Raw genomic sequence first — 13,450 nt, 5'->3', positions numbered from 1 at the left:
GATTTTTTAGGAAAAAATAAAATAAAACGTTTTCTCCTAGCTACTTAAAATCTGAGTAAATGAGATAAAAATGAAAAGTGTACATTACTAGTTTTTTATCTAAACACAAGTAATGTACACTTCTCACTATTTTTTCGTTTAATACAATAAACCAACCAAATCTTCTTTTTCAATATTACCAAAATATTTTTTAATATCGATTCGATCGACCGCTGCTTCGATTGCTAATTTCTCGTATTTTGTACCAGTCAAAATTTCTTCTACATCTTTGATTTCACCTAATCCAAAGAAGTCACCAAAAATCTTGATTTCTTTGATTTCACCGTCTTCCACATTCATTTGTGCATCGATTGAACCGATTGGGAAACGTTGATGGCGTTCTAAATTAAAGGCAGGTGATTTGCCGTAGTTCCAATCCCAATTACGATAATATTCATCGGATATTTTGTTGATTTTTTGCCAATCTTCATCTGTTAGTTCATAGGTCTTCACTTGATCAACAGAGTCTACGCCAAAAATTTTCAACAAGATATCTTCACGAAATTCTTCTGTGGTCATTCCTTGTTTATCCGCTGGCAAAAATGGTTTAATATTCGTTACTCGTGAACGAACGGATTTGATTCCTTTAGATTCTATTTTATCTTTACGAACTTTTAATGTATTAACAACTTCGTCGATATCGCTGTCAAACATTAGGGTACCATGAGCAAACATTCTACCCGCTGTTGCATACATCGCATTGCCTGAGAATTTCATTCCATCGATCACTAAATCATTTCGACCTTTTAATTCTGCGCCAGATACACCCAATTCATGCAACGCTTGAATGATTGGTTGTGTGACCTTGGCAAAATCGCGAAATGAGTTGCCATCGTCAGGCATAATAAAACTAAAGTTTAAATTACCATGATCGTGGTACACAGCACCACCACCACTTAAACGACGCACCACATGTATACCGTGTTCATCAACATACTCTTTATTGATCTCTTCGATTGTGTTTTGGTTACGCCCAATAATGATCGATGGATCATTGATATAAAATAAGAGAATTGGTTCATCTAACGATTTTTCTTTTAATAAATAAGTTTCGATTGCTAAGTTGATTCTTGGGTCATTGTTTTCATTTGGTACAAAAATCACAGTGCATCACTCCTTAAATTTCGATAACTAAGTTTCTCTTGGCTAACCCTACAGTTACTTGATTGCCTGCTGCTGCTTCTGCTTGTTGTTTTAACTCTTCTAGTGAACCATGTTGAGGCAAATGAGTCAAGATTAGCTTTTTGACATTAGCCGCTTTGGCGATTTCACCTGATTCCTTTGAGGTAAAGTGCGCGTGATGTTTTTCATTTCCTTCAAATAAATAGGTATCTGCCAGAAAAACATCTGCATCCTTAGCGAAATCAACAAAACTTTCCAAATAGCCTGAATCACCTGTGAATACAAAAATTTTACCTGTTTTTTCTTCAACAAAACGCATTGCATAACAAGGAACAGGATGGATTGTTTTCATAAAGGTCACTAGGAATGGTCCGAGTTTTAACTCTTCTGCTTCAAAATAAGGGACAGCTTCGGAGATACCAGGCAGATTCAATGCCTCAAAATGAACTGAATCATCTGTATGTCCATATATTGGTAAGACAGGTGTTGGCTCCATGACTGGATATAGTTGACGATAATACTGTAGCACCCCTAAATCAGCAATATGATCATAATGATAATGAGACAAGATCACGGCATCCAATGTTAAGGGATCAAGATGTTCTTCTAAATTGACTAATGTTGTGCTACCAGCATCTAACAATAACTGAAATCCATCAGATTCTAGTAAGTAAGAACTCGTTCCTTGCCCTTGATATGGATAGGCTCCTAAACAACCTAACACGGTTATTTTCAACTTCATCGACCTCCTTGATTGTTATTCACTTAATGGTAACATAAAAAAGCAGAACCCAGACAATTATTTGTACTTGTACAATAAAAAAACAGAACAATCTACTGAAAAATCACTCTGCTTTTTTACTTCTATTCTATTACTACTGATGCACCTTTTTCTTCACGTGCCGTATCATAAAAACTGGCAACGGCCACATCATGGTAAGGGATTACCCATAACAAACCAATTCCGAAAACCAATGCCCCTACGATAAACCAGCCAATAAATGAAATTTGCAAAAGCAAATATTGTCCAAAGCGTCCTTTCATCAAGAAAAGTGCGTATTTTAGGGCATCTCCTACTGATAGTTCAGGATCATCAAGTTTTACCCATACTGCAAATTGAAACACGCCACTAATAAAAACGCCGACTAAAATCATTAAAAATGCAACTATCAGTAATAATAATGCTAACAGAACATCTCCACCCATTTGCGTTTGAAATTGATCGACAGACACCGTATTAAACATTAATCCAAAATACAAAGCAGTTCCATAAGATAAAAGTACCGGTAACAATACCACTAAATTTAAGACTAATTCAACAAGATATTGAATCAAGTTGATCAATAACATTGGCAGGTACAACTTACCCTGAAAAATGGTCGTTAGCATGCCTGCTTGAACTCTTTTGCCACGTAGCACTTGTAAAGCACAATAGTAAGTGCCATAAGTAATTGCAAAAAATAGAAAGTTATTTAGTAAAAAAGACATCATATTAGTACTTGCACTGTCTTTTGGTAGATTTGCTACACTCCCTACCACCGAGCTAATCATAAAGCGGATAAATACAGCTAAAAATGTAATCCACGCCATGGTTCCCCATTGATTTTTTAGAGCTGTTCGAGCTTGTTCTCGATGCATTGTATTTGTTATTTGACTTCTCATTTAAACAATCACCTCTTTTTTAATAGCTGCGAAGCTTTTCTACCATTTCCTTATCTAATCGCTTCACAACTTCTGTCACCAATTTAACCGTATTTAAATAATCATCTTCATGGATCATTGACGTATGAGAATGTAGATAACGAACTGGCACTGTGATTGCTAGTGACGGAACACCATTGCGCGTCAAATGCATTCTACCTGCATCCGTTCCACCACCTGTAATCACAGTATATTGAAACGGAATATTATTCTCTTCGGCAACTTGGATTACGAAATCACGTAGTTTTTTATGCGGAATCATTGAAGCATCAAAAATCAGGATTTGTGGCCCTTTCCCTAATTCAGAATCTGCTTCTTTAGGCGTCATACCAGGAGTATCTCCAGCGGTTCCCGTATCTAGTGCAAATGCAATATCTGGATCAACAAGATGTGTACTTGTTTGAGCACCACGCAAACCAACTTCTTCTTGTACGTCACTTCCTGCAAATAAAATATTAGGATGCCCTTCAGTTGCCAAATTTTCTAAAACTCTTAGCGAAACAGCTGTACCAATACGGTTATCCCATGCTTTAGCTAGCATAAATTTCGTATCATTCATTCGGCGATATTCAATGTAAGGCGTGATCATATCACCAGGTTTGATGCCCCATTCAGCTACTTGTTTATCACTAGATGCACCGATATCAATAAACATCTCCGCAACATCATATGGTTGCTTTCTAGCTTCTGCAGTCAAGACATGAGGCGGTTTTGATCCAATTACACCATGATACAAATCACCTTTACCTGTTTTGATTTGTACCTGTTGAGCTAGCATAACTTGACCCCACCAACCACCAAGTGTTTGAAATTTAATAAAGCCTTTTTCTGTAATTTGAGTAACCATAAACCCAACTTCATCTAAATGTGCTGAAAAATAGATTTTTGGTCCTTCCTTATCGCCAACCCGTTTTGCGATAATACTACCCAAACCATCATACATAATTTTATCCGCAAAAGGTTCCGCATACTGCTTAAAGACTTCCCTAACTTCCCCTTCATTACCAGGAACGCCCTTTGCATTCGTTAGGTCTATCAATAACTGTTCTTCATTTTTTTCCAAAATATTCCCTCCTAAATATAAAAGCGTAACGGGCTCGTTAAAACTCGTAAAAAAATAGGAAAAGATAGTTGTGACGCTTCTTGTCACAAATAGCTTTTATCTTTTTTCATAGAGTTTAGCCCGTGCAGCTAGATAACACTAAAAGCGTAACGAGCTCAATTAAACTCGTAGGAAAATAGGAAAAGATGACTGTGACGTTTTTTGTCACTGACAGCTTTTATCTTTTTTCATAGAGTTTAGCCCGTGCAGCTAAATAACATATGGTAACAACGTTCCGCTTCGCTTCACCTTGTACTTTTCAACATCTTAATAACTGTTGGAAGCAACGTTCCTTTCAGTCACCTTGTACCATTCAACATCAACTCATTTCTTCATTGTGTTTCTTGGCATGTTTCAAAGCAAAAGCTTAGCCGTCTCGTTTAGCTCTGACAGGAAAATAGGAAAAATAGATTGTGGTGCTTTTTACCACAAACTATTTTTATCTTTTTCCCGAAGACCTTCAATCCTTGGTGCTTTAGCTCATAGGAATTGATGAGATCGGAGCAGAGCGTAGTGCTAGCACATGTAACTAAATAAAACACAATAACAACACTCCACCCATGCAATTATCATTATTTCTATTATATCATTTCTTTTCATCAATGGAAAAACTAATGATACCTGATCCATTTTTAAACCGAAAGCGATAGAAACATCCTCTGTGTGGACATTTTCTATCGCTTTCTTATCTCTTAAGAAACGTTTACTTTAATCTAGTTGTTTTTTTCTATAGTAATAAATAACGCAATAACCAAGCAGACTAATAAGTAAGCTATTTCCTAAGACGCTGTACCAATATCCTGTTTGTTCATTTGTTCTTGGTAATTTTCTCTTAGCAAGTAACGTTGTTTTTGTTGTCTTACCTTCAATTTTTGTTCCATCTATTTCTTTTGGTATCGTTGGGTCAACAATCGGCGGCACTGATACTTGTTCATATACATAAACGATTGTTTGAGGTGTCTCAGTAAACATAACTTCATCTGTACTTAAAAGTTGATCTAGATTAACTCTTAGTCGAGAGGTTGATTGTTGTTGTTCTTTGAAACGGTAGCCTTTGATTTCTTTTGGCTGAACCTTTTGTTTCGTCCCAACTTTTCCGTTTATCACATCATCATTCGCAATTTCTTTGCCATTAGTATCTATATGATGGAATTTAATTTCTCCAACTAGAGGCGCATTTTCTATCGTCGTTTTATGATTCAAGTGCTCTGGACTAATTTCAATAGTTTCTCCAATTTCTTTCAATAGATAGCCAACAGGTGCTTTGGTTTCAACAAGTGTATACGTTGCTTGTGGCAAGTCTTTGAAATCTGCAATTCCGTCTTCATTGGTGGTCTTGGTGATTTTTTTATCTGGATCTGCTTGGGAAACTAGTGTAAATTCTGCACCGCTAAGTGCTTGCTTTGTTTCCAGATCAATTTTGTTTACGCGTATTGATCCTAGTAGTAATTGGTTGACTTTCTTTGTTGTAGCCTTTATTTCAGATTCGATTTGTTCTTTTGTTAATTCCAACGAAACTGGTGTTGAATCTAATTGATAACCTACTGGTGCTTTTGTCTCTATAAATGAATAGGTTCCCGCACTCATTTCAGAAACTAAGATTAAACCTTCGTCATTCGAGGTAAATACTTTCGCTTCTCCTTGATTGGCTACCCAATTCGGTTCACCTTGTTCATTTTCTTGATAAAATGTTGTCTGATCTTGCTCACTATGGGATAAAATGAATTCTGCTCCTGGTAGAGCGTGTCCAGCAGGATCGACTTTCTTCAATTCTATGTCACCAGTTGTAATGATTGGTTCATTTTCAACGGTCGTGACATAACCTGGATCATTTATTTCATCATCAGATTTAGTAGATAATAGTACACCTTTTTGATACTTTTCAGATAGCTTATAACCATCCGGTGCAGTTATTTCTTTGATCAAATATTCACCTTCAGCGACTGACTGAAAGGCAGCATTTCCGTCTTGATCTGACGTAACTTTTAATCCTAGCGATTGTTGACTCTCTTTATCAAACAGTTCAAAAACTGCACCTGATAATGGTTGCTGCGTGCGTGCGTTGACTTTCTTCAATAGAATCTGTCCTACACCTTTTCCAGAACCAGAACCACTGGTCACAGTATGATTGACCGTTGCCCAATCAGATTTAATTGCCTTGTCATTAGTAAAAACTGCTATATTACGAACATTTGCTGATTTGGTCGTAACCGTTTGGTATTCTACAGTAACGCCTCTTGTTTCTTTCTTAAACGTGATTTTAAAGTAATTCGTATCATAATTTTTAAGTGCTGAACCTGCTAGACTTTGATCTTGGTCATAAGTAAAGGTAATCTCATAGTCTTCACCTAATTTTAAGACGTTATTCGTCAATTGATCTCTCACTACAAAAGCATCAGTCCCAATTACAAAATTAGTATTTTCTGCTTTTGATAAGTCAGCTAATGTAAATGTATCTTCTAACACTAAGTGTTTATAGGGACGATTAGCTGGCATAATATTAGATCTGATAATCCAACTCGCCAGTTTATTGTCAACCGTTGATACTCGCCCGCTTTTATAGGTGTTAATGCCTAAAGCAACAAGTAGTTCGGCTTTTAAATCATGTGGATAATTGCCCTCATCACTAATTTTAGCCGTATTCGTAAAATTAGTATAGTAATCAGAAATGGGTGCTGTACTTGGTGCTGTTTTGTATCTTAGCGCTACTTTTTTATTCCCGATTGCGGAAAATTCAAGATGAATTTGACTATCCTTAATTTCCATAACAGTTGGATAACGGTCATCTCCTGGCTGAATTTTTTCTCCAGTGATGACGGTTTCTTTGCCATTTTCATTGACAATCTTATCTAACGCCAAGATTTCAATTGAATTTTTATCTAATTTTTGAATTGATTCAATGTCATCATCTAAAATTAAATTTTTATATTTATGACGTTCTTCATTGATCCCGATCGTCCAAGTGAGTATCCCATCATTGCTGTTATAGCTAACATTTTTCTTGGCGCCTTCCATTAAGAAACTTGGGATATTGAATGTTGCAGAAGCTTCCATTGGAATATTCCCATTACCGGCAAGTGACACCTTATTGCTTAATTCGTCTCCTACTTTGATATCTGTGTTGTCGAATTTACTTGTATAAGTCAAAACATATTTATTCGTTGTAACGCCTTGATGGACACCTAACATATCTATGGTAAAACCAGAACTAGTTTTATTGATTGTATAATCTTGTCCAACAACTAAAGAATGCTTGGTTTTATCATCACCTTTGGCATAATAGTAAAAGTCAGCAGATCCGTCAACCAGCTCTTTCACTCTTTCTCCAAATTGATCGATCATTTGATTAAATTGCATACCCCAGTGTTTATTATTGACGATGATCGACCAATCCACTGTTCCTGATGTCATATCTAAGGAATCTTCTTCTAAAATTTTAGAAATATTTGATGGTGCTAAATTGACCTTTGCATCATCACTTCCTAATGAATCAGACACCTTGTTTTCTATTTCACGCGGGCTAGGATTTTGAATGGCTGTTTCATAGACAAAACGATAAGCTGCTGTTGGTGTAGGACTTTGATTATTCGTATAAATATAATCAGTCGTGTACTGTCCAAATCCACTGGTATCCCAATGATTACTTGGTGCCAGACCGCCTAAACTGATCGAGCCAGTACCATAAACATAAAGATTATAGATTTTTAGATTTGAAAACGTTAGATCATTTGGAACTTCATCCGTTAAAATATCTGTGAGTTTAGTTCCTAATGCTAATTCAGTGCTATCTAAATTGTAATCGATCGTCCAAACAATCGTATTTGTTTTCACATTATATTCGCCTTTTTTGGTCATATGAGGATTATGATTGTATTGGAAATAAACATAGTTTGAAAGTGACGTACCGTAGATCGTCGCTTCGGTTCCCATATAATAGAGTTCTTCATTGGCAATCGACTCTTCTTTGATAACAGATTCATACGTCATGATTACTGCTTTGTTCGTCTCTTTAGCTAAAATCACTTCTAAATCAGTATTATTTTGTTGAAGCGTATAATCTTCGCTTCCTAATAAGGTAGGTTCACCAATTAAACTGCCGCCCATAGAAACGTCTTGTGCAAAAACTTTCACATTTTTTACAGTGACGTAAGCTGATGCATTTTCAATTGCGCTTGAGCCATTTCTACTAATTTTTGACTTTACGACTATTTTCTCATTTGGTTGAATCGTTTGTCGATTGATATTTGTTTTGATTTCAGTTGAAACGATATCAGTATTAAAATTTTTATTTTTTTTCAGGCTAATACTTCCTTCACCTGATAGCTTAAATAATAGCTCATATTTTTTTTCTTGGTTATTTGCTAACGAGAAGGTAATCCTTTTAAGTAAATCACTATCATCGCTGTATGGAATAAAACTAGTTTCAATGTCGATTTGATATTTTCCATTGACTACTGTTTCATTAAATATAATAGTGAGCTTTCCAGTCGTATCTAGAGTCCAACTTCCAACGGTCTCTAATCTTCCTGATATGTTGTTTGAGATTGCAATATCTGCTGGTAGTTGATATTCATAAGTTCCAGCCTGAATTGTTTGATTTTCTGTTCCAACCTGAAGGGACAACTTTAATGGTGCTTGTCTTTGTGGTCGATTGGTTGTTGTATCGTATTCTACGCCTTTAGGATCAGTTAAAGTAACATTCGTTATTAAATTCTCAGTTTGTTGTACTTTTGCTTGCTTTGACTCCAATTTTACTTCACTAGTTGAAGTTTCGACTGATTTTTTTGGTACTTCCGATGAAGCAACAACTGATTCTTCGATCTGCTTATCCACTGTATCCTCTGTCGAAGTCTCATTTATAACAGCGCTTTCTGAACTTTCTGAAGAAATTCCTGTGTTCAATATTTCACTTGTTGACGTACTTGTCGAAATCTCCGAAGTGTTTTCAGATAAAAATGTTTCAGCAAAACTAAGAACAGGAATCAAAGAATTAGCAATCATTAATAGTAACACCATTACTATCCAAAATTTCTGTCTTTTCATCATTTCCCTCTTTTCATTTTATAAAAAAACATATAACTATTAGTATTTTACCATATATTTTTCATTTTAATAGATGAAATCACAATATTCCATAATATAATTGTAAAATAAAAAGCATAATTGTTTTAAAAAAACAATCATACTTTTATTTCTTATTTCAAGTCATCTGGTGCTTTTTGTTGCCAATCTTTTGAATAAAAGGATCCATCAAGATGATAACTTGGCACCTTAGTTGAACTTGTTTCCAAAAATGGTTGAATTCGCTGATCAGCTGCTAGCCAACCACGCCAACCTAAATGGATTGTATCAGCCATAAAGTACTGGGTATCACAATCTTTGGTAAAATCTGCAATATTATTAAATCCTTGCGTTGTTAATTGGTATTTCACCTTTTTAGCAAAACCTTGCAGCATCTCTTGAGAGAGTCCTGTAAAATCGGTCCAATGTTTATTCACTGGTGGAATAATAAACAAGACCTCGGCATTGTCTTGTGCCAATTGACTAAGGACCAATTGCAAGTCAGAAAACTCAGGAGAAAAACGATAATCCCAATTCGTTTGTGAATTTTCCAAGGATTTCAATTTCTTTTTCACTCGTTTATCATAAAATGGATTAGATATTTCAAACGGATTGTTATTAGTCGATTTTTGACCAATTTCAGTCGCTAATTGATCTAAGGCACTTACATTATACGTAGTCGGCAAACGCTTCTCAGCTTTTCTAATCGCCTTATCTTTATTAACCATCCCGATTTTCCCAAACAATTCATCTTCACGAGAAAACATGTTAAGCATTAGATTGATATACTGCTTATCTGAACTACTTGGCAGTTCTCCAGAGATAATCGCTTTTAAAGCACGATCTAACCGTTTATCTTCTTTTACCTTTGGGAAATCCATTAAACGTTCGGCAAGATACCGATCGTCATCTGTTACTTTTTCTAAGTCACTAACCCATTGATAGGTTTGCAATTCAGAGTAATAGGCATTGAAATAGTCATTGGTCACGCCATCTTTAACAAACCACTGTGGGGAAATAATAAAAACGACTTTTTTATGCGCAAGATTTTTCCCCATCGACTGCATCATTAATGCTTGTGTTAACGATTGAGTACCTGGTGCTCCTAATAAAAACGGGCGGTAATTTCGATCGTATTTCTCGGCTAAAACAGTTGGATGAAATGGACTGATTCGACTCAGTTCAGATGAGCCAAAAAATGGAACGTATTCCTTTGAACCGATTGCTTTATTTTTGATCGCATTCCCTCTTAATACATTTGTTGCCATAGATGTAGAGGCATCTGCTAAAACACGTTTGCTATCTAAATCTATTTTAAATGGTGCAAAGAAGAAAGCGATAAGTAGAACCGCAGAAATCAAGATCGGTCCAAAGATGGCAAAGATTTTTTTCTTCATACTCATTATTGTAGTGCTTTCACTTGTTCAATAACTTTATTTGGTGTGTTCCATAAATCGCGGTCAAATTCTGAAACAGGTACCTGTACACTAAGTTGGCCTTCAAGTTCAACTAATAATTGAACTGTTGCTAACGAATCCATCAATCCTTCTTCAAATAAATCTACATCTCTATTTTCTTTGACTTCATCTGTCCCTGCAATTTCTTCTAAAATATCTAAAACTGTTTCTTCTAAGTTCATATGTCATTCTCCTCTATCTTGTACAGTTTTCAGCTGTAGGTTATTTTATTTTTTAGCAATAACTATTTTTTATTTAAAGAACAATGTATCTAAAAATCCTGAAAAAATCAAGAAACTAAAACAAACGGCATTAAACGTTAAGAAAACCGCCAAAGCATGCGTAAATTTATTAGATGGAATTTTTTCTTTATTTTTTTTCTTAAAACGTAGCCAAGCATCGGTCAAACAAATCAGAGCAGCATGATAGAATCCATACGCTAGGTAATACCATGTTAAGCCATGCCACACACCCATCAGTAAGAATAACGCAAAGTAACCAACATTTGAAGCGACGATCCGACTCTTAAACACTTTTTTCTTGATCAAAGTAAACATTAATCGCATATAAATATAATCACGGAACCAGAAAGACAATGTCATATGCCAACGATTCCAAAATTCCTTGATGTTCCAACTTAAGAAAGGCTTATTAAAGTTGACTGGCGTATCATAGCCCATCAAATAGCTTGTTCCAACTGCAAACAAACTATAACCAGCAAAGTCAAAGAATAGGTACATACTATATATATACATGTAAGCTACAAGCTCCCAAGAAAAGCCACCCGTTTTCACAGCCATCTTAGCCACAACAGGCATCAACACTTGACCAAAATAATAGCCAATAATAAATTTATATAAAAAACCCAAAAAGAAATTATGGATACCTTTTCCTAGAAAGTCGACATATTTTTCTGGTGCTGGCGGATTCTCTACATCTTTTTCAAAACGACGATAACGATCGATTGGTCCAGACGAAATCGTTGGAAAGAATAACAGGAATTCGATATATCGAAAAATATTATATTCTTTAATCGAACCATCGCGCATTTCCATGATGATTTGTACAGACTTGAAGGTCAAGTAGGAAATTCCTAAAAAGCCCAATAAGGAGGCATGTCCTGAAACAAAAGGAACAACTTTAACTAAAACCAATGGTAAAATAGCCAAAAATACAGCAAGGTAAAAAACTTGACTAGCATTTTTCTTTTGACGGTAATGAAAATAAAACCAAACTAAAATCGTCTGCCAGATAACATAACCGATCAAAGCTACACCTTGTTTCCAATCCTCCCCACCAAAGCTCATGTATAAGAACAATAATGTAACTAAAACTTGATACCAAGCCCAACGCTTCCCTTTGATCAATAAAGTAAGGATCATTGGTAGCAGAGCAATCAATAGATAAATAAAATAAATCGGATTCGCATAAGGAATCATGTGAGGAAAGTCGATCATGTTGCATTCACCTCATTCATCAACCCTTTACGGTCGATCTTTCCATTCGCTGTCAACGGCAATTGTTCAACATAGATAAATTTTTGAGGAATCATATAATCCATCACCGATAAACTGAGTTCTTCTTTAATTGCTTTCGTTAATTTAAATTCTTTTTCAAAATCATGAGGATTCGCTACCACAAAGGCTACTAACTGTTGAACCTTATGATTTTGGTATTTCGGTACAACAGCAGCCTGTTTAACATAAGAAACACCAGCCAAATGATGATCAATATCTTCAAGCTCGATTCGATAGCCATGAAGTTTTACTTGAAAATCAATTCGACCATCATAAAGCAGCATACCGTCGACGAGCTTACCAGCATCTCCTGTGCGATACGCTGGTTGACCATTGTACTCAAAGAAGGCGGCAGCTGTTTTTTCTGGATTATGCAGATAGCCTTTAGAAACACTTGGTCCGGCAATTACGATTTCTCCCACTTCTCCAGTTGAAACCTCCTGATCATTCGTCATGATGTAAACTGTTGTGTCGTCTTTTACACGGCCGATTGGTACACGACTATATTCATCCAAAAGCGCTTGGGTGACTTCTACACCAGATATAGCGACAGTTGCTTCTGTCGGACCGTATGTATTAAAAATACGTGCTTGAGGGAAACGGTCTACTAATTTTTGTGCCGTTGCTTTAGGCAGTTCTTCACCACAAAATAGAAAAACCTTTAAGCTATCAACATGCTCTCCGTCAAAGGTCGGTTCCATCAAACAAATATCCATAAAGGATGGTGTTGAAACCCAAACTTCAATGTCTAATGTCGGTAATAACGTAAATAGTTGTTTAAAATCATTAATAACCTCTTTGGCCATCGGTGTTAATGAACCCCCTGAGGTCAAAGCTGGATATAAATCCATCACTGACAAGTCAAATGAATATGGGGCTTGAGATAAAAAGCGCATGCCTTCAGTGATCTCAAAGTCTGTCAATTCCCAATTAACAAAACTTAAAAGATTATTATGACTGATTTGAACCCCTTTTGGTACACCTGTTGTTCCAGAGGTAAAAATAATATAGTAGGTTTCTGACCCAACAACTGGTTCCAAACTACTTACAGTCTCTAATTCTGAGCAGATGTTGTTAAGTTTATCTATTGAAATAATTTCAGCATCCGTTTCAATATCTGGCCAATCCTTAACTGCAAAAATCATTGCCGGATCAGCAACTTCTAGAATCATCTCAACTCGTTCTTCTGGCGTATGGGCCTCGATTGGTATATAAGCGTGACCAGCTTTGGATGCACCTAAAAAACAAGCTAGCATTTCAAATTCTAATTCGCCATAAACCACGACTGGACGACCTCGGCCTATGTTCTTTTGCAAATATCTAGCAATTGCATCTGAGTCTTGCTTCAACTCACCATAAGTATACGTTCGATTGGTTTCAATATAAACGGGACGGTTTGGCTCCTTCATCCCCCAACGATCGATTGCTTCAATAATATTTAAAATCGTCAT

Annotated in this window: 9 protein-coding genes; all 9 read right to left on the bottom strand. The window is 36.0% G+C overall.

Translation table 11 applies throughout. The features are described from left to right. Window positions 1-138: 138 nt before the first annotated feature. Window positions 139-1,143, bottom strand: coding sequence for a lipoate--protein ligase (locus A5819_RS10555; RefSeq protein ID WP_086278757.1), 1,005 nt, complete (start codon window positions 1,141-1,143; stop codon window positions 139-141). A 13-nt stretch (window positions 1,144-1,156) separates the two neighbouring features. Next, on the bottom strand, window positions 1,157-1,897 hold the full coding sequence (locus A5819_RS10550) for an MBL fold metallo-hydrolase (RefSeq protein ID WP_086279674.1): 741 nt from the start codon (window positions 1,895-1,897) through the stop codon (window positions 1,157-1,159). Between the two features lie 128 nt (window positions 1,898-2,025). Then, window positions 2,026-2,823: a DUF975 family protein gene (locus A5819_RS10545; RefSeq protein ID WP_086278756.1), complete on the bottom strand. Its 798-nt coding sequence runs from the start codon at window positions 2,821-2,823 to the stop codon at window positions 2,026-2,028. 19 nt (window positions 2,824-2,842) lie between these two features. Next, window positions 2,843-3,925, bottom strand: a complete 1,083-nt coding sequence (locus tag A5819_RS10540; protein ID WP_086278755.1) for a M42 family metallopeptidase — start codon at window positions 3,923-3,925, stop codon at window positions 2,843-2,845. A 747-nt stretch (window positions 3,926-4,672) separates the two neighbouring features. Continuing rightward, window positions 4,673-9,007, bottom strand: a complete 4,335-nt coding sequence (locus A5819_RS10535) for a SpaA isopeptide-forming pilin-related protein (protein ID WP_086278754.1) — start codon at window positions 9,005-9,007, stop codon at window positions 4,673-4,675. Between the two features lie 152 nt (window positions 9,008-9,159). Then, window positions 9,160-10,428, bottom strand: coding sequence for a D-alanyl-lipoteichoic acid biosynthesis protein DltD (gene dltD, locus A5819_RS10530; RefSeq protein WP_176271408.1), 1,269 nt, complete (start codon window positions 10,426-10,428; stop codon window positions 9,160-9,162). Beyond that, complete coding sequence (gene dltC, locus A5819_RS10525) at window positions 10,428-10,664, bottom strand: D-alanine--poly(phosphoribitol) ligase subunit DltC (RefSeq protein ID WP_086278753.1); 237 nt, start codon at window positions 10,662-10,664, stop codon at window positions 10,428-10,430. Before dltC ends, dltD begins: the two co-directional genes overlap by 1 nt. Before the next feature lie 69 nt (window positions 10,665-10,733). Next, window positions 10,734-11,939, bottom strand: coding sequence for a D-alanyl-lipoteichoic acid biosynthesis protein DltB (gene dltB / locus A5819_RS10520; protein WP_086278752.1), 1,206 nt, complete (start codon window positions 11,937-11,939; stop codon window positions 10,734-10,736). Beyond that, a complete protein-coding gene (gene dltA, locus A5819_RS10515; protein ID WP_086278751.1) occupies window positions 11,936-13,450 on the bottom strand; it encodes a D-alanine--poly(phosphoribitol) ligase subunit DltA in 1,515 nt (504 codons plus the stop codon). The genes dltB and dltA overlap by 4 nt, the downstream gene beginning before the upstream one ends.

Source organism: Enterococcus sp. 7E2_DIV0204 (assembly GCF_002140855.1).
Taxonomy (GTDB): Bacteria; Bacillota; Bacilli; order Lactobacillales; family Enterococcaceae; genus Enterococcus_L; species Enterococcus_L lemimoniae.
The sequence above is the reverse complement of the archived record's forward strand: the minus strand, read 5'-3'. Positions and strand labels throughout refer to the sequence as shown.

What these genes read in the sequence shown, in the direction of transcription:
- A5819_RS10545 (WP_086278756.1), bottom strand. Translation starts at nt 2,823, where the DNA reads ATGAGAAGTCAAATAACAAATACAATGCATCGAGAACAAGCTCGAACA.
- A5819_RS10535 (WP_086278754.1), bottom strand. Translation starts at nt 9,007, where the DNA reads ATGAAAAGACAGAAATTTTGGATAGTAATGGTGTTACTATTAATGATT.
- dltD (WP_176271408.1), bottom strand. Translation starts at nt 10,428, where the DNA reads ATGAGTATGAAGAAAAAAATCTTTGCCATCTTTGGACCGATCTTGATT.
- dltC (WP_086278753.1), bottom strand. Translation starts at nt 10,664, where the DNA reads ATGAACTTAGAAGAAACAGTTTTAGATATTTTAGAAGAAATTGCAGGG.
- dltB (WP_086278752.1), bottom strand. Translation starts at nt 11,939, where the DNA reads ATGATCGACTTTCCTCACATGATTCCTTATGCGAATCCGATTTATTTT.
- dltA (WP_086278751.1), bottom strand. Translation starts at nt 13,450, where the DNA reads ATGACGATTTTAAATATTATTGAAGCAATCGATCGTTGGGGGATGAAG.